The organism is Paraburkholderia megapolitana, from assembly GCF_007556815.1.
In the GTDB taxonomy this organism is placed as follows: Bacteria; Pseudomonadota; Gammaproteobacteria; order Burkholderiales; family Burkholderiaceae; genus Paraburkholderia; species Paraburkholderia megapolitana.
In genome coordinates, this window is the sequence record NZ_CP041745.1 from 1,537,309 (window position 1) to 1,554,198 (window position 16,890).

The 16,890-nt window shown below is 63.6% G+C and carries 15 protein-coding genes; 10 read left to right on the forward strand and 5 right to left on the reverse strand.

The genetic code is table 11. The features are described from left to right. Positions 1–67: 67 nt before the first annotated feature. Positions 68–2,548 (forward strand): penicillin acylase family protein, encoded by a 2,481-nt coding sequence (locus FNZ07_RS20350; protein WP_091019007.1) that lies wholly within the window; start codon positions 68–70, stop codon positions 2,546–2,548. Positions 2,549–2,562: 14 nt separating this feature from the next. On the opposite strand, the gene FNZ07_RS20355 is transcribed toward FNZ07_RS20350, so the two are convergent. Then, positions 2,563–2,745, reverse strand: a complete 183-nt coding sequence (locus tag FNZ07_RS20355) for a hypothetical protein (protein WP_091019005.1) — start codon at positions 2,743–2,745, stop codon at positions 2,563–2,565. 97 nt (positions 2,746–2,842) lie between these two features. Then, complete coding sequence (locus tag FNZ07_RS20360) at positions 2,843–3,757, reverse strand: NAD-dependent epimerase/dehydratase family protein (protein WP_091019003.1); 915 nt, start codon at positions 3,755–3,757, stop codon at positions 2,843–2,845. Between the two features lie 401 nt (positions 3,758–4,158). Here FNZ07_RS20360 and hutH point away from each other — a divergent pair, with 401 nt between their 5' ends. The 8 genes from hutH to FNZ07_RS20400 all read left to right on the forward strand — a co-directional run bounded on the left by hutH (position 4,159) and on the right by FNZ07_RS20400 (position 12,904). Beyond that, the gene (gene hutH / locus FNZ07_RS20365; RefSeq protein WP_177228334.1) at positions 4,159–5,685 is read left to right on the forward strand and encodes a histidine ammonia-lyase; all 1,527 of its coding nucleotides are present in this window, start codon (positions 4,159–4,161) and stop codon (positions 5,683–5,685) included. A gap of 50 nt (positions 5,686–5,735) precedes the next feature. Next, positions 5,736–6,431, forward strand: coding sequence for a histidine utilization repressor (hutC, locus tag FNZ07_RS20370; RefSeq protein ID WP_091019001.1), 696 nt, complete (start codon positions 5,736–5,738; stop codon positions 6,429–6,431). Positions 6,432–6,513: 82 nt separating this feature from the next. Beyond that, positions 6,514–8,202: a urocanate hydratase gene (hutU, locus tag FNZ07_RS20375; RefSeq protein ID WP_091018998.1), complete on the forward strand. Its 1,689-nt coding sequence runs from the start codon at positions 6,514–6,516 to the stop codon at positions 8,200–8,202. An 8-nt stretch (positions 8,203–8,210) separates the two neighbouring features. Then, positions 8,211–8,840 (forward strand): HutD/Ves family protein, encoded by a 630-nt coding sequence (locus FNZ07_RS20380; protein ID WP_245811724.1) that lies wholly within the window; start codon positions 8,211–8,213, stop codon positions 8,838–8,840. 92 nt (positions 8,841–8,932) lie between these two features. Beyond that, complete coding sequence (hutI, locus tag FNZ07_RS20385; RefSeq protein WP_091018994.1) at positions 8,933–10,171, forward strand: imidazolonepropionase; 1,239 nt, start codon at positions 8,933–8,935, stop codon at positions 10,169–10,171. Positions 10,172–10,173: 2 nt separating this feature from the next. Further along, positions 10,174–11,565 (forward strand): formimidoylglutamate deiminase, encoded by a 1,392-nt coding sequence (locus tag FNZ07_RS20390; protein WP_091018991.1) that lies wholly within the window; start codon positions 10,174–10,176, stop codon positions 11,563–11,565. Between the two features lie 39 nt (positions 11,566–11,604). Continuing rightward, positions 11,605–12,453 carry an N-formylglutamate deformylase gene (gene hutG, locus FNZ07_RS20395; RefSeq protein ID WP_091018989.1) on the forward strand — a complete coding sequence of 283 codons (849 nt, stop codon included), beginning with the start codon at positions 11,605–11,607 and terminating at the stop codon, positions 12,451–12,453. 4 nt (positions 12,454–12,457) lie between these two features. Then, positions 12,458–12,904: a GNAT family N-acetyltransferase gene (locus FNZ07_RS20400; RefSeq protein WP_091018987.1), complete on the forward strand. Its 447-nt coding sequence runs from the start codon at positions 12,458–12,460 to the stop codon at positions 12,902–12,904. Between the two features lie 16 nt (positions 12,905–12,920). Here the strand turns inward: FNZ07_RS20400 and FNZ07_RS20405 are convergent, their stop codons facing one another. Both FNZ07_RS20405 and FNZ07_RS20410 read right to left on the reverse strand, forming a co-directional pair. Then, positions 12,921–14,360 (reverse strand): lysozyme inhibitor LprI family protein, encoded by a 1,440-nt coding sequence (locus FNZ07_RS20405; protein WP_091018985.1) that lies wholly within the window; start codon positions 14,358–14,360, stop codon positions 12,921–12,923. A 129-nt stretch (positions 14,361–14,489) separates the two neighbouring features. After that, positions 14,490–14,861, reverse strand: a complete 372-nt coding sequence (locus FNZ07_RS20410) for an MAPEG family protein (RefSeq protein WP_091018983.1) — start codon at positions 14,859–14,861, stop codon at positions 14,490–14,492. Between the two features lie 440 nt (positions 14,862–15,301). On the opposite strand from FNZ07_RS20410, the gene FNZ07_RS20415 reads away from it, so the two are divergent. Beyond that, entirely contained in the window at positions 15,302–15,964 is a 663-nt protein-coding gene (locus tag FNZ07_RS20415; RefSeq protein ID WP_091018979.1) for a hypothetical protein, read from the forward strand. Between the two features lie 34 nt (positions 15,965–15,998). On the opposite strand, the gene FNZ07_RS20420 is transcribed toward FNZ07_RS20415, so the two are convergent. After that, positions 15,999–16,853 (reverse strand): LysR substrate-binding domain-containing protein, encoded by an 855-nt coding sequence (locus FNZ07_RS20420; protein ID WP_091019184.1) that lies wholly within the window; start codon positions 16,851–16,853, stop codon positions 15,999–16,001. Between the last annotated feature and the right edge of the window lie 37 nt (positions 16,854–16,890).

Genomic DNA, 16,890 nt, shown 5'->3' on the forward strand with positions numbered 1-16,890 from the left:
TAGTGCCTTTTGATGGCTCCGACGGTCCGCGGCTCAAGACAACACTCGTTGATCAGGAGACGCCCGCATGACCCGAACACCATTCGCCCTGCGGTATGCCGCAACGTCCGTCGTGCTGGCCGCGATAAGTGCATTGAGCGCCGGCCTGCCGACCCTTGCGGCCGCGCGCGAGATCCAGCAACAGGTGTTGCACGTACCGGGCCTCGCGCAACCGGCCGACATCCTGATCGATCACTGGGGCGTTCCGCACATCTACGCAAAGACGGAAAGCGACGCGTTCTTCGTGCAGGGTTTCAACGCTGCGCGCGATCGCCTGTTCCAGATCGACCTGTGGCGGCGGCGCGGGCTCGGCACGCTGTCCGAAGTGTTCGGCCCGAGCTACGTCGAGCAGGATCGCGCCTCGCGGCTCTTCCTGTATCGCGGCGACATGCAGACCGAGTGGCAGCGCTATAGTCCCGACGCGCAGCAGATCGCGACGCGTTTCGTCGCCGGTATCAATGCGTATATCGACTGGTTGAAACTGCACCCGGAGCAGATGCCGTACGAGTTTCGCAAGCTCGATTACCAGCCTGCGAAGTGGGCGCCCGAGGACGTCGTGCGGATTCGCAGCCACGGCTTGACGCGCAATCTGACTAGCGAGGTGGCGCGCGCAAATGTGGCGTGCAAGGCCGGCCTCGCGGCCGACGAACTGCGCGTCGGCTTGCAGCCGCCGTGGCAGACCCAGGTGCCCGATGGCCTCGATCCGTGCCTGCCGAAAGACGTGCTGAAGGTCTTCGATCTCGCGACGCGCAATGCGGTGCTTACGCCAGCCGCGCTCTCGCATGCGAGCGACGGCGCGGCAGCGCACGCGAACACGAACACGCTCGCCCTGGCCAGCAACGATGCCGCTGACGACCGCATTGAAGACCCCGATGAAACCAGCGAAGGCAGCAACAACTGGGTCGTCGCACCGGGCAAATCGGCAACCGGTCGCGCGATCATGGCCAACGATCCACACCGTGCATATTCGGCGCCGAGCCTGCGTTATATCGCGCAGATCAGCACACCGACGCTCAATATCATCGGTGCGGGCGAGCCGTCGCTGCCGGCGGTGTCGATCGGCCACAACGGCACGATCGCCTTCGGCCTGACGATCTTCAACATCGATCAGGAAGACCTGTATGTGTACCAGCTCAATCCGGACAACCCCGGCGAGTATCGCTATCGCGACGGCTGGGAACCGTTCCGCGTGATCCACGAAACGATCGACGTGCGCGGCGGTGCGCCGGTACCGGTCGATCTCACGTTCACGCGTCATGGTCCGGTGATCGATGTCGACGGCGAGCATCATCGTGCGTTCGCCGTGCGCTCCGCGTGGCTCGAACCCGGGATGTCGCCGTACTTCGGCTCGGTGGGCTACATGCGGGCTCGCACGTTCGCGCAGTTCCAGCACTCGATGCTGAACTGGGGCGCGCCGACCGAAAACCAGGTCTATGCGGACGTGCACGGCAATATCGGCTGGGTGCCGGGCGGTCTCGCGCCGAAGCGGCCCAACTGGGACGGGCTGATGCCAGTACCCGGCGACGGCCGCTACGAATGGGCGGGCTTCTGGCGCGGCGATCAGTTGCCGTCGATCTATAACCCGAAGCAGGGCTACTTCACGTCGTCGAACCAGATGAACCTGCCCGACGACTATCCGTATCGCGAGCGCAAGCTCGGCTTCGAATGGACCAACGGCTCGCGGCACGAACGCATCGACGAAGTGCTAAAAGGATTGCCGAAAGTCTCACTGGAAGATTCTGAGCGGTTGCAGAACGATCTCGTGTCGATCCCGGCGCAGCGCCTCGTTGCGTTGCTCGCACCGCTGTCGAGCGACGACCCGGACACGCATGCGGCGCTCGCGTTGCTCAAAGGCTGGAATGGCGAGGTACGCGCCGATTCGGCGCAGGCCGCGCTCGAAGAGGTGTGGTTTAGCCGGCATCTCGGCAAGACGTTCAAGGCAGCACTGCTGTCGCAAACGGCCGCGGCCACGTTCGGTGCGCCCGATCCAGCGGTGATGCTCGACACGCTCGAGCATCCGGAGCAGCGCTTCGGTACCGATGCCGCAGCGAAACGCGACGCGGTGCTGCTGAAGAGTCTCGGAGAAGCGTGGGCCGAGGTGCGTTCGCTGGAAGGCGCCGACGCGACGCAATGGCAATGGGGCAAGCTGCAGACCAATCTGAACGCGCACCCGTTCGCGGCGATCGTCGACGACGCGATGCGCGCGAAACTGAATGTCGGTCCGCTCGCGAAGGGCGGCGATCCGTTTACGCCGAATCAGTCGACGTATCGCGTCAACGATTTCGTCCAGACCAATGGCCCGTCGTTTCGCGTGGTTGTCGATGTGGGTAACTGGGACAATTCGCGCGCGGTGAATCTGCCGGGGCAGTCGGGCGACCCCGACAGTCCGCACTATCGCGATCTCGCACCGCTGTGGTTGAAGGGGGCGTATTTCCCGCTGCTGTATTCGCGTAAGGCCGTTGAGGCCGCGACCGAAACGAAACTGCATCTGGTGCCGGCGTCGCAATGAAGTCCGCTAGCGCATCACAACGACATGTCGAACGCGGGCCGCAGAAACAGCTCGATGCCCATCACGATCAACCCAAGCGCCGCTGCGGATAACGTCAGCGTGCCGTACTCATCGTGACGCAGGTCGTGCAGACACGCCACGACGAAAAGGATCGCGAGCAGATTGGTGAGCCAGTCGAAATTCAGCGCAAGCGTCATGAGGGAAATCGCAGCTCGTCGATAGAATCGCACCCAGAATTGCGGGCGATTCTATCGACATGAGCTTACGGATTCGCAACACCTACGCTTACATCGCTTACGCTTTGCGCACCATGTCGTGACGGATCCAGTCGAGCACCGACGTATGCTTCGGCTGCCAGCCGAGCAACGTGCGGGCGCGCTCGCCGCGCACCCGGCTGTTCGAGCCGAGTCCATACGACGCCATCTCGTAGCCCCATTCTTTTTGCGCTTCTTCGAGCGGCCAGTCTTGCGGCTTGCCGAGACCGAGCACGTCGGCGATCGCAGTCGTCATGTCGCGGAACGACGCTTCGCTGCTTTCGATGAAATAGAACGTACCGGCCGGGGTTTTTTCGAGCGCGAGGCGATACACGTCCACGACATCGTCGATATGCACGTTCGACCAGACGTTGCCGCCACTGCCCACATGCCGTACCACGCCGCTCTTCTGCGCCTGGCTGATCAGGCGCGGCAACTGCACGCTCGCGCTGCCGGGTACCGCACCGTGACCGTAGATCAGCGTATTGCACAGCACCGCCGAGCGCACACCGCGCTTCGCGGCATCGAGCACGAGCCGGTCGATCGCGACGCGGGCAGCTTTGTCCGCGGTCGGTTCGGGCAACGCGTCTTCGCGGTACACCGGCGCCGCCCCGTTGGCGCCTGCTTCGCCACCCGATGCATCGCCGACGATGCTCGAGCCGCTCGTGTGCAGGAACGGTTTGCCGGAACCGGCAACGCCTTCTATCAGCGCCTCGACCGCGCCGCGGTGGTCGCTGCTTGCCGCGTTGATGACAGCGTCGGCGGCTTGCGCCTGTTCGATCAGCAGGGCGCGGTCGTCGAGCGTGCCGACCACAGTCGCGATGCCGAGGCGTTGCAGTTCGGCCGCCTGTTCGGGCTTGCGCACGAGACCGGTGACACGATGACCCGCGCGGACCAGCCCGACCGCAATCGAGCCGCCGATAAAGCCGTTGGCGCCAGTAATGAAAATGTTCAAGACGTTCTCCAGTGGGTTCGCTTCGTGAAGCAGTGAGGCGAGTATGCGGCGCGGTCCCGCATACAAAAAGGGCACCCGCCTCAAATCACTTTTGATCTGAACGCATGAATCGGCCGCCTATTCAAGCAGGCGGCGCGGCGCCATCGCGTGGACGGTTTTTTGTCCGCTTGCGCGGTTAAATTTTGAACGTGTATATACAAGCTGTGGCGCGACGCACGGTAGCCGGCTGAGGCGGCACACCGCCGGCCTGGCCCCGGAGTGCTGTGGCACAGCACAAAAATAACGCGGTCAGCCATGACTGGCCTAGTGGAAACCCCTGATGCGCGGTGCGTCGAAAGGACTTGTATATACAAGCTGGCGACGCTAGACTTTCGGAAATTGTATAGACAGGATCGACTCCCATGATGAAGCTCACACCCGGTCAACTGACACTGCCCCAACTGCGCAAGATCGCCCGCGAGTCCGTCTCGCTCCAGCTCGATCCGGCAAGCTTTGCCGCGATCGACGCGTGCGCGCAGGCCGTCGCGGACATCGCCGCGAAAGGCGAACCCGCCTACGGCATCAATACGGGCTTCGGACGTCTTGCCAGCACGCATATTCCACGCGACCAGCTCGAGCTGTTGCAGCGCAATCTGGTGTTGTCGCATGCGGTTGGCGTCGGCGAGCCGATGTCGCGGCCGGTCGTGCGTCTGCTGATCGCACTGAAGCTGTCGAGCCTCGGCCGCGGTCACTCCGGCATCCGCCGCGAAGTGATGGACGCGCTGATCACGCTGTTCAATGCGGACGTGCTGCCGGTCATCCCTGTGAAGGGCTCGGTCGGCGCATCGGGCGATCTCGCACCGCTCGCGCATATGTCGGCGGCGCTGCTTGGCGTCGGCGAAGTGATCGTCAAGGGCGAGCGCACGCCTGCTATCGAAGGGCTGCGGCTCGCCGGTCTGAAGCCGCTGACGCTGCAAGCGAAGGAAGGGCTCGCGTTGCTGAACGGCACGCAGGCTTCCACCGCGCTCGCGCTGTACAACATGTTCGCGATCGAAGACCTGTTTCGCACCGGTCTCGTCGCGGGGGCACTGTCGGTCGATGCGGCGGCCGGTTCGGTCAAGCCGTTCGACGCACGCATTCAGGCGCTGCGCGGCCACTCCGGACAGATCGACGCGGCGGCCGCGTACCGCGAACTGCTCGACGGCTCCGGGATCAATCTGTCGCACGCCGATTGCGACAAGGTGCAGGACCCGTACTCGCTGCGCTGCCAGCCGCAGGTGATGGGCGCCTGCCTCGACCAGATGCGCCACTCGGCCGACGTGCTGCTGATCGAAGCGAACGCAGTCTCGGACAACCCGCTGATCTTCCCGGACACCGGCGAAGTGCTGTCGGGCGGTAACTTCCACGCGGAACCGGTCGCTTTCGCCGCCGACAATCTCGCGCTCGCCGCCGCCGAAATCGGCGCGCTGGCCGAACGCCGCATCGCACTGCTGATCGACACGACGCTATCGGGCCTGCCGCCGTTTCTCGTCAGGGATGGCGGCGTGAACTCCGGCTTCATGATCGCGCACGTCACGGCCGCCGCGCTCGCGTCCGAGAACAAGACGCTCGCGCACCCGGCTTCGGTCGACTCGCTGCCTACCTCCGCGAACCAGGAAGATCATGTGTCGATGGCGACGTTCGCTGCGCGCAAGCTCGGCGATATCGCCGAGAACACCGCGAACATCCTGTCGATCGAACTGCTCGCTGCCGCTCAAGGCGTCGATCTGCGCGCGCCGCATCAGACGAGCCCGAACCTGCAGCGCGTGATGCAGACCGTGCGTAAAGAAGTCGCGCACTACGAAATCGATCATTACTTCGCGCCGGACATTGCGGCCGTGACGAAGCTCGTGCAAACCGGCACGATCGCCGCGCACAGCCCGTTCGCGTTCGCCTCCGAAGCGAAGTGATCGCACATTGAACGTATCGAACGACTGACGCTGCTCACCTGGCAATCCGCATGAACGCACCGGCTTATCAAGGCATCAAGGACTTCATCCTCTCCCGCATTCATGCGGGCGAATGGGGTGAGGGCGACCAGGTGCCGTCGGAAAACGAACTGGCACGCGAGTTCAAGGTTGCGCGGATGACGGTGAACCGTGCGCTGCGCGAGCTGACTTCGGAGCAGGTGCTCACGCGTGTGCAGGGTGCGGGCACGTTCGTCGCGCGGCCGAAGTACGAGTCGACGCTGGTGGCGATTCGCAGCATTTCCGACGAGATCGTGGCGCGCGGTCATCGCTATCGCGCAGACGTGCTGGAACTCGGTGCCGCGATTGCCGACGAGGCGCTTGCCGAAGAAATGCAGGTCGCCGCGGGCAGTCCGATTTTCTTTTCACGCGTACTGCATTGCGAAAACGACGAACCGGTCCAGCTCGAAGAGCGCTGGGTGAACCCCGCAGTCGCACCTGAATACGCGCTGCAGGATTTCACCAATACGACGCCGAACCAGTACCTCGTGCGCGTCGCGCCGCTGCAGCGTGTCGAGTACCGCATCGAGGCAGCCGCACCGGACGACAGCACGCGTGAGCAACTGACGATGGACCCGCTCGAACCATGCCTCGTGCTGCATCGGCGCACGTGGTCGCAGAGCGTGGTCGCATCGATTGCGAACCTGTGGCACCCAGGCAGCCGCTATCGCTTCACCGGACATTTCTGAACGCACGCGTCACCGTTCCATTCACATAACTTACCTCTAGCTCAACCCGCGAGCCCAACCCGGAACCAGAGAGCCAGCCATCATGAACAATCCGAAACACATCGACCCGCGTCTCGATCCGACCCGCACGATCCGTGCCCCGCGCGGCACTGAGAAGACCTGCAAGAGCTGGCTCACGGAAGCCGCGTACCGGATGATCCAGAACAATCTGGACCCGGAAGTCGCCGAGCATCCGCACGCACTGGTCGTGTACGGCGGCATCGGGCGTGCGGCGCGCAACTGGGACTGCTTCGATCAGATTCTCGCGTCGCTGAAGGATCTGAACGACGATGAAACGCTGCTGATCCAGTCGGGCAAACCGGTTGGCGTATTCCGCACGCACGCCGATGCGCCGCGCGTGTTGCTCGCGAATTCGAATCTCGTGCCGCACTGGGCGACGTGGGAACACTTCCACGAACTCGACCGCAAGGGCCTGATGATGTACGGCCAGATGACCGCGGGCAGCTGGATCTATATCGGCAGCCAGGGCATCGTGCAGGGCACGTACGAAACGTTCTTCTCGGTGGCGAACCAGCATTTCAATGGCGACCCGAAGGGCCGCTGGATTCTGACCGGTGGCCTAGGCGGCATGGGTGGCGCGCAGCCGCTCGCCGCGACGATGGCAGGCTTCTCGATGGTTGCGGTGGAATGCGACGAGACGCGTATCGATTTCCGTCTGAAGACGCGCTACGTCGACAAGAAAGCACGCACGCTCGACGAAGCGCTCGCGATGCTCGACGAAGCGAAGCGCGACGGCAAGCCGGTCTCGATCGGCCTGCTCGGCAATGCGGTCGACGTGTTTGCCGAATGCGTGACGCGCGGCATCACGCCTGATTGCGTGACCGATCAGACCAGTGCGCACGATCCGATCCACGGTTATCTGCCGCAGGGCTGGAACGTCGAAGACTGGCGCGAGCGTCAGAAGACCGCGCCGGACAGCATCGTGCAGCCGGCCAAGCAGTCGATGGCGAAGCAGGTGCAGGCCATGCTGACCTTGCAGGAACGCGGTGCGGCAACACTCGACTACGGCAATAACATCCGTCAGATGGCGCTCGAAATGGGCGTCGAAAACGCGTTCGATTTCCCCGGTTTCGTGCCCGCGTATATTCGCCCGCTGTTCTGCGAAGGCAAGGGGCCGTTCCGCTGGGTTGCACTGTCGGGCGATCCGGAAGACATCTACAAAACCGATGCGAAGGTCAAGGAACTGATCCCCGACGATCCCCATCTGCACAACTGGCTCGACATGGCGCGCGAACGTATCGCGTTCCAGGGGCTGCCTGCGCGGATTTGCTGGGTTGGTGTGAAGGATCGTTATCGCCTGGGCCTCGCGTTCAACGAAATGGTCAAGAACGGCGAACTGAAGGCGCCGGTCGTGATCGGTCGCGATCACCTCGATACGGGGTCGGTGGCAAGCCCGAACCGCGAAACCGAATCGATGAAAGACGGCTCGGATGCGGTTAGCGACTGGCCGCTGCTGAATGCGCTGTTGAACACGGCAGGTGGCGCGACGTGGGTGTCGCTGCATCACGGCGGCGGTGTCGGCATGGGCTTCTCGCAACACTCGGGCGTTGTGATCGTGTGCGACGGTACGGATGCGGCGGCCCGCCGGGTCGAACGTGTGCTGTTCAACGATCCGGCGACGGGCGTGATGCGTCATGCGGATGCTGGCTACGAACTCGCGCAGGAAACGGCGCGTGAAGTGAACCTCAAGCTGCCGATGCTTGGTCGCTGAGCGTCGCCGTGACGTTGAAGACGACACTGATCCGCGCAGCTGAACTCGTCGCGTCGCCGTGGAAGAACGGCGGTGGCGTGACGCGCGAGATTGCGGCGCATCCGCAGGGCGCGCCGCTCGATACTTTCGTGTGGCGCGTGAGCGTGGCCGATGTCGCGGCAGCAGGGCCGTTCTCGAAGTTTCCGGCCATCGACCGGACGCTCGTGCTGCTGTCCGGTGCGGGCATGCTGCTCGACGAGCATGCAGCGCATGACAGCGAGCACGGCCTGCACACGCATACGCTGACACAGCCGCTCGACGTCGCGCGTTTCGCCGGCGAAGCGGCGATCGATGCGCAACTGGTCGACGGCGCGACCCGCGACTTCAACCTGATGCTGCGACGTGGTGCGGCGACCGGCACACTCGATGTGTGGCGTGGCGACGGTCGCGACATGCAGCGCACGTTGAATGGCGACGTCGTGCTGCTGTACTGCGCGGCGGGGCGGGTGACGCTCACGCTGGGCGACACGCCGCCGCTACATTGCGCGACTGGCGACACGCTACGTATCGACGCAGCCGCTGCGTTACCGTGCGTTGCGAGTGCCGCAGGCATGCCCGGCGCAATCGCGCTGCTCGCCATCGAGATCCGTTACGCGTAGCATCGTTTGTCATCCCGATCCCGCGCGTCCGGGTTGCCATCGGACGCGCATCGACAGGCCAGATCACGCGGCCGTGTGGTTATGAATACGCGATGAAGCACACTGTCTGGCATCACCTGAATCTCTGTCCGCACGGCGATCCCACTGCGACGGTTACCGACGCGGCGATTGCGGTGCGCGACGGTCGCATCGACTGGCTTGGCGCGGCCAGCGACCTCCCAGCGGCGTACGCACAATGGCCGCGCGAAGACCTGGGCGGCGCCTGGGTTACGCCTGGCCTCGTCGATTGCCACACGCACCTCGTGTACGGCGGCCAGCGCGCCGATGAATTCGCGCAGCGGCTCGCGGGCGTCAGCTACGAAGAGATCGCGAAGCAGGGCGGTGGCATCGTGTCGACGGTTCGCGCCACGCGCGCAGCCGACGAAGCGACGCTACTACGCGACGCCGCAACGCGGCTCGAACCGCTGCTTGCCGAAGGCGTCACCGCAATCGAAATCAAATCGGGCTACGGCCTCGACCTCGCGAGCGAACGCAAGATGCTGCGCGTCGCGCGACAACTCGGCGAGCGCTATCCGGTGACGGTTTATACGACCTTTCTCGGCGCGCACGCGTTGCCGCCCGAGTTCGCGGGCCGCGCCGACGATTACATCACCGAAGTGTGCGAGCACATGCTGCCGGCGCTCGCGGACGAAGGGCTCGTTGATGCCGTTGATGTGTTCTGCGAGCGCATCGGCTTTTCACTTGCACAGAGCGAGCGCGTGTTCGACGCCGCCGCACGTCGCAACCTGCCGGTGAAGATGCACGCGGAACAGCTTTCGAACAGCGGCGGCACAGCGCTGTCGGCACGGCATCGCGCGCTGTCGGCGGATCACCTCGAATTTCTCGACGAAGCGGGCGTCGCCGCGATGCAGGCGGCGGGCACGGTTGCCGTGCTGTTGCCCGGCGCGTACTACTTCATTCGCGAGACGCAGTTGCCGCCGCTCGACCTGCTGCGGCGCTACAACGTGCCGATCGCGATTTCAACCGATAGCAATCCGGGCACGTCGCCCGTCACGTCGCTGCTGCTGATGATGAACATGGCAACGACACTATTCCGCATGACCGTGCCCGAAGTGCTGCAAGGCGTGACGCAGCACGCGGCACGCGCACTCGGCAAGGCCGACGTACATGGCACGCTCGCGGTCGGTCGATCTGCCGACTTCGCCGTATGGCCCGTCACGACGCTCGCCGAACTCGCCTACTGGTTCGGCAGGCCGCTCTGCGCGCGAGTCGTGCGCCACGGCGAAACCGTCTACACGCGGCCCACTGCGCCGCTTTCCACTCACGTCTAAACATGACTCACGCAGACCGATCGCTTTTCGCCGAATACGCGTGGTTGCCCGACGGCTGGCGCCATAACGTGCTGCTGCAATGGGACGCTCACGGCGTATTGACAACCGTCACCGCCGATAGCGAAGCACCGGCAGGCGTCGCACGCGCGGCCGGTCCATTGTTGCCGGGCATGCCGAACCTGCATTCGCATGCGTTTCAGCGCGCGATGGCCGGCTTGACCGAATACCGCGCCAACGCAGTCGACAGTTTCTGGAGCTGGCGCGACCTGATGTACCGCTTTGCCGCGAAGATCACGCCTGAAGGGCTCGCGGCCATCGCGCAATGGCTCTACATCGAGATGCTGAAGGCGGGCTATACGTCGGTGTGCGAGTTTCACTACGTGCATCACCAGGCCGACGGCGCGCAGTATCCGCAAGCCGCCGAACTGGCCGCGCGCGTCGTCGACGCAGCGGCTGCGAGCGGCATCGGTATCACGATGCTGCCCGTGCTGTATCAGTACAGCGGTTTCGGTGCGCGTGCGCCGCGCGACGATCAGCGGCGCTTTATCAATACGCCGGAACAACTGCTCGAAATGCTCGCGCAACTGCAACACGCACGGCCCGAGCATCACGCGCTGCGCTACGGCGTCGCGCCGCATTCGCTGCGCGCCGTGTCCGAAGCTTCGTTACGCACGTTGCTCGAAGGGCTCGACGCGATGTTGCCGGGCGCACCCGTGCATATCCACATCGCCGAGCAGACCGCCGAAGTCGACGCATGCGTCGAGACCGAAGGGGCGCGGCCGGTGCAATGGCTGCTCGACCGCTTCGACGTCGACGCGCGCTGGTGCCTCGTGCACGCGACTCATATCGATGCGCACGAAACCGCGGCGCTCGCGAAGAGCGGTGCGATCGCGGGCCTGTGCCTGACCACCGAAGCAAATCTTGGCGACGGCATTTTCCCGGCGCCGGAGTATCTCGACGCACACGGGCGTTTCGGTATCGGGTCGGATAGCCATATCGGCGTCGACTGGCGTGCCGAATTGCGTCTGCTCGAATACGGCAAGCGGCTCGCACGCAGGCAACGCAACGTGCTCGCGAGTGCCGCGGCGCCGCGCGTGGCCGACCGGCTGTTCGCCGGCGCGCTCGAGGGCGGCGCGCAGGCGACCGGCCGCAAGGTCGGCGCATTGCAGGTGGGCCTGCGCGCGGACTGGATGGTGCTCGACGCTGAGCACCCGAGTATCGCCGGTCATCCGGCCGACACGTGGCTCTCGGGCACGGTGTTCTGCGAGCACGGCGAAACGCCGGTGCGCGATGTGTATACCGGCGGCGAGCAGGTTGTGACCAACCGGCGTCATCGCGACGAAGCCCGCGCTTATGCGCAGTACCGCGCGGCGCTGGCCGATCTGTTAGCCTGAGCGACCCGGCTTCTTTCCACCGATACCGACCGTACCGATATGACCGCTTCGAATACATCGAACCCACCGAACACTTCGCAAACTTCGAACCCGACGCCGGTTTTTTCGCTGCAACGAGGAAGCCTGCCGCTTTTGATCTCGATCCCGCATCTGGGCACGCGCATTCCCGACGATATCGCCGCGACGATGACGCCGGTCGCGCAGCGCGTCGACGATTGCGACTGGCATCTGGACCGGCTGTACGCGTTCGCTGCGCGCCTTGGCGCATCGATACTCGCGCCGGTCTACGCGCGCTACGTGATCGATCTGAACCGCCCGCCCGATGGCGCGAATCTTTATCCGGGGCAGGACACGACAGGGCTGCTGCCAGTCGATACGTTCGACAAGGAACCGCTCTATCGCGACGGCCATCTACCGACCGACGCGGAAGTCGCGCGTCGTCGCGAGCTTTACTGGCAGCCGTATCACACGGCGCTTGCCGACGAACTCGCGGCGCTCAAGGCGCAGCACGGCAAGGTGCTGCTGTGGGAAGCACATTCGATCCGCTCGCGCGTGCCGCGGTTCTTCGAAGGGCGGTTGCCGGACTTCAACTTCGGTACGTCGAACGGTGCGAGCGCGGTGCCCGGACTTGCTGACGAGCTTGCAGCGATCGTCGAACAGCACGGCGCTTATACGGCGATCGGGAATGGGCGCTTCAAGGGCGGTTACATCACGCGGCAGTATGGTCAGCCGCAGCAGGGCGTGCATGCGGTCCAGCTGGAGCTGTCGCAGATCACCTATATGCAGGAGCAGATGCCGTACGCGTACGACGAGGCGCTGGCCGCACGTGTCGAGCCGTTGCTCGAGACGCTGCTCAAGACCGCACTCGCTCGTGTCGAAGGGAGCTAAGTCAATGCCGACACAATCAGCGACAGACGAATACGAAATCTCAACCGATACACAGCGCCTCGACGTGGGAATGATTCACCACTTCCTCTCGGAGGAGAGTTACTGGTCGCTCGGTATCCCGCGGGCAACGGTGGAGCGAGCGATCCAGAATTCTCTGTGTTTCGGCGCGTACCGCGGAGACGAACAGGTTGGGTTTGCGCGCGTCGTCACGGACCGGTCGACGTTCGCCTTGCTTGCCGATGTGTTCGTGCTCAAAGACCATCGCGGCAAGGGGCTCTCCAAGCGCCTCATGCAGTGCGTCGTCGAGCACGAGGACCTGCAAGGTCTAAGGCGCTTGCTGCTTCTGACTTCGGACGCCCACGGCCTGTACAAGCAATACGGCTTCAAGGAGCTCGGGAATCCGGCGCGTTTCATGGAGATACTTCGGGCGGACATCTATCGTTCGTCCTGATGGCTTAAACGTGAGCTCAGGACGCAAAGCCTTGCAATTGCTCGATGCGCTGCTCGGTTAGCCACGCTTTCCAGTCGCTGGCGCTGCTGTCCGGATACCGCGAAGCGGCGAAACCGACCCACGCGTCACGATAGGTGATCCACAGTTTTTCGGTTTTCCGGATGCCGTCTGCGGTAATGGTCCCTTCGTCCGACCAGTCTTTGCGCTGCATGATTTTCCGGTAGATCGCGTTTAGCCGCTGGTCTGCGCGCGCAAAGTCGGCGTGTGGCGGAAGTTTGCCTGATTCGAATTGCTTGATGTCTTTCAGAAATGCAGCGTGCAAGCTCGACTCCTCGTCGGCAATGAACGAAGCGCGCGCGGACCCGCTCATGTCTTGTTCGGATTGCGCGTGCTCTGAATAGAACGCCTCCGCCGCCGCACGCAGCGCGCCAAAAGACGCCTTCTGTGGAGCGGTCCACGTCCGCGTCAGGCTGGCGATTTCGCGGTTGCGCTGCTTGTTTAGAACCCTCTCGCTCTCGGCGCTACACATGCCGGAGTTCATGCCGCTGCTGGCGTAGTCGCAAAACCTGAACGGCGTCTTCAAGGTGCTTTGCTCTCGGGTTTCCGTAAGCGCCGCGACCATACCGTCGAGTTCGGCGGGCACGGTGCTCGCGTGGCAAACCAGCGCAATGGCCAGACTGGGGTTGCGTTTGACCCCCCATCCATTGGCATACACCTCGGCGACCTGGTTGTTATCGACAGGGTCTTGCGAGAGCAGACACTCGCGATATCGCTGCCAGTCCGCTGGCGATTTCGCGTTTGTCTGATAGTCCGGGCAATCGGCATTGCTCAAAGCCGTCATCCTGGCGGGCGATGGTTGATCGCGTGGCGGCAGATCGGGAGCGCCGGCTTGCTGGCAGCGATCGATGGTAGTCAGCTCTTCTTTGGTAAACACGCCGAGGTCGATCTTGAGTTTTCGCGCAAGATCGGCGTAGCGTTTTGCCGCATCGACATCCGCCGACGCACCTGCGCGAAACAGCAGCGCGTCGAACACCTCCTGAAAGGCCGGTGGGTATCCCATGTCGGCGGCACGCTCGTAATACACGAGCGGTGGTTCTTTGCCTAACCCCGCATAGCCAAGCCAGTACCATGCTTCAGCGAGGCCATGGTCCGCGGCCTTTTGAATCCAGAGACCCGCTTGATTGTGCAGCGTTGGATCTTGCTGGTCATAGAGCGCCTTGCCATAGGCGAATTCTGCTTGCGCATTACCCTTCGCGGCTGCGGTGTGCAGCGACGTTAAGCCGGCGGGCGTCTGCGGGTCGTGCCCTTGAGCATAGGCACCGGATATTGCAACAAGGCCGAGCAGCACGCCCGTTAGAACTGCGATCCGCCGAATCATGGTCGTATGGGAGCCGGAATTCACTGGTGCCGTCGATGTTGGGATATCCACCACGGAGCGTGTGCCCAGTTCGCTCATTCCCTGCGACGACCTGAAGGACGGGCGAGGGCGCTCAAGCTGGACCTCGCTATCGAGTGTACCCGCCGCCGCTCGCAGTTTAAGCTCAAGCGAATCTCGGCAATCCCGGTATGAGCGAGCTGCCGTCGCTTAGGCGCTTGCGACGAACAGCAACACAATACAGATCATTCCACCGAACCACACGAGCGAACGCAGCGGCGCCCAGCCCAGCAGATAGAGCAACCCGTGCACCACGCGTATGGCGACGAACGCGATCGCAAGCTGGTCCACGTGCGGCGTATTCACACCCTTGTGCCAGACCACGGCCAGCGCCGCCGTGAACAGCGCTAACGCTTCCCACGCGTTCTGATGTGCCCCGACCGAACGCCCACGCCAGCCCTCCAGCTTCGCCAGATAATTGCGCGGCATACCGTTGTCATAGCCCTTCTTCGATTTGGCGCAAACGGTCCACACGAAAGGCAGTAGTGCGACGATCAGCAGACATGTCTCCGTCGTTGTCATTGTTTGTTCTCCCTGAGTTTTTGACGATAAAAATCGTTACATTGTGTAATGGCGAAATCTGCGAAGCCCGCGCAGATTAGCATCTGGCCGCAGCGTCGGCGCAGTCGTTTTCTAGACGAGATACTCGGCTGGATTTTGAGCGGCTTGCGGCGCGAAGCGCCACCGCGCGAGCCTGTCGTGTCGAAACGCATCGTTGCGCGCGCACCGAACGCGTGGAACGACCTGCCACACGGGCGGTCTCTTTCAAACGCTCTCTATCACGAGCGTTCTTCGTAAAGCCTCTGGAAAACCCTGGTATGCCGGTTGCATCGCAGGCGAGGATACGGCTACCCTGTGGAGCACATACATGGCGCGCAGCGGCATCACCGCGCAATAACGTGACATCGACGTCACATCGAACGACACATCAACATCGGGTGAGAGAGATGGATGACTCAGCGATGAAAGATCCGAATGATTCACGGCTCGACATATGGCGAGCCAACCTCGTCGCGTTGACGCGCGAAGTCGGCGCGGCGACGCGGCTTGCACGCATGATGACGTTCTCCGCCACCTATCGGAAGCTGATGCTGTCCGGCCAGCGCGATTTCAGCGAAGAGTTTGCGCGCGGTGTCGAGGCGGTGACCGGCTTGCCGGCCGGCTGGATGGACGTGCCGCATGAAGCGCGCGAGGTTCCCCAGGCGGCGCGCGCCGCGATCGACAATGAAACGCCGCTCGCGCGTTTTCGCGGCACGGCCCACCCGGTGCGCAAGAAGACGGTTCTGCGGCCGCCCGAACCGATCTTCGGGCAGCCCGCGGCGCGGCGTACCGAAGACGAAGGCGCCGATGTCGAAGCGCATCGGCGGCTCGTGCATTTTCGCAAGGTGCGCGATCTGGCCATGCAGGATGTACGACGGCTCGAACGGCATCTCGGCCGGCCGCCCGTCGAACTGGCTGCGCTGCGCGCAAAGGTCGACGACGTGATTGCGGCGGGCGATCTCGACGGTCCCGATCGTGCGGATCTCGTGGGGCGGCTCGAACAGATCGACAAGCATCGGCAGATGCTGCAGCGGCATGTCGAGAAACTTCAGCAACTGCTCGGGCGACTTGGCGAAAGCGACTGAAGGCGTGCGCCTTTGCGTGCGTTTTTGCGTGCCTTCACAGCCGCAGTTCCGAGAGAATCTGTTCCGCAAGAAAGTCGCACGGCGGACGATTCGAACGGGCGCTGCGCGCCAGCACGATTTCGAGTTCCGGCAGGCCGGGCAAGCCATGCGCGCGCCCGAGTTGTACGAACTGCGCAGGTACTGCGCAGCGCGCTAATGGCGCGATGGCCAGACCGGCCTCGACCATGCTGAACAGTCCCATCAGGCTCGGGCTTTCGTAAGAGGTGCGATAGGCGATCTTCGCGCGCTCCAGCGCCTGGATCGCGTTGGCCCGCGCGACACTGCCGGTACCGAATAGCGCCACCGGCAACGGCCGTTCCTTCCAGACCTCCATACCCGGAGCGCCGGGGCCGGCCCAGACCATCGGTTCGAAACGGATGAACTCGCCGTTCAGTCCTTTCATCCGTGTCACGCAGGCGAGGTCCACCTTGTTGTCCTTCACGAGCGGTCCGAGCGCGTGGCTCGGCAGACCGATCACCTGGATCTCGACCTTCGGGTAGCTCGCCGAAAACTTGCGCAGCACGGCGGGCAGCAACGACGACGCGTAGTCGTCGGGTACACCGATCGCGACGCGGCCCTTGACTTCCGGATGAACCATCGACGCCCACGCCTCGTCGCGCAACGCGAGCATCCGACGCGCGTACGCGAGCAGCAACTGGCCGTCCTGAGTGAGCGTGACGTTGCGCGGCCCGCGCACGAAAAGTGTCTTGCCAAGCGCGCTTTCGAGCGCGCGGATCTGCATGCTGAGCGCCGACTGCGAACGATGCACGAGCGCCGCGCCCCGCACGAAACTGCCGGCATCGGCGACGGCCACCACCATCGCGAGGACGTCGAGATCGAGAGACTTGATTGTTTGAGTGGACATGAGTCATCCATGAGCCATCAGA

Excerpts from the sequence above, each read along its gene's own strand:
- FNZ07_RS20350 (WP_091019007.1), top strand. The coding sequence starts at position 68 with ATGACCCGAACACCATTCGCCCTGCGGTATGCCGCAACGTCCGTCGTG.
- FNZ07_RS20390 (WP_091018991.1), top strand. The coding sequence starts at position 10,174 with ATGACTCACGCAGACCGATCGCTTTTCGCCGAATACGCGTGGTTGCCC.
- FNZ07_RS20400 (WP_091018987.1), top strand. The coding sequence starts at position 12,458 with ATGCCGACACAATCAGCGACAGACGAATACGAAATCTCAACCGATACA.
- hutH (WP_177228334.1), top strand. The coding sequence starts at position 4,159 with ATGATGAAGCTCACACCCGGTCAACTGACACTGCCCCAACTGCGCAAG.
- hutG (WP_091018989.1), top strand. The coding sequence starts at position 11,605 with ATGACCGCTTCGAATACATCGAACCCACCGAACACTTCGCAAACTTCG.
- hutI (WP_091018994.1), top strand. The coding sequence starts at position 8,933 with ATGAAGCACACTGTCTGGCATCACCTGAATCTCTGTCCGCACGGCGAT.
- FNZ07_RS20355 (WP_091019005.1), bottom strand. The coding sequence starts at position 2,745 with ATGACGCTTGCGCTGAATTTCGACTGGCTCACCAATCTGCTCGCGATC.
- FNZ07_RS20410 (WP_091018983.1), bottom strand. The coding sequence starts at position 14,861 with ATGACAACGACGGAGACATGTCTGCTGATCGTCGCACTACTGCCTTTC.
- hutC (WP_091019001.1), top strand. The coding sequence starts at position 5,736 with ATGAACGCACCGGCTTATCAAGGCATCAAGGACTTCATCCTCTCCCGC.
- FNZ07_RS20405 (WP_091018985.1), bottom strand. The coding sequence starts at position 14,360 with ATGAGCGAACTGGGCACACGCTCCGTGGTGGATATCCCAACATCGACG.
- hutU (WP_091018998.1), top strand. The coding sequence starts at position 6,514 with ATGAACAATCCGAAACACATCGACCCGCGTCTCGATCCGACCCGCACG.
- FNZ07_RS20415 (WP_091018979.1), top strand. The coding sequence starts at position 15,302 with ATGAAAGATCCGAATGATTCACGGCTCGACATATGGCGAGCCAACCTC.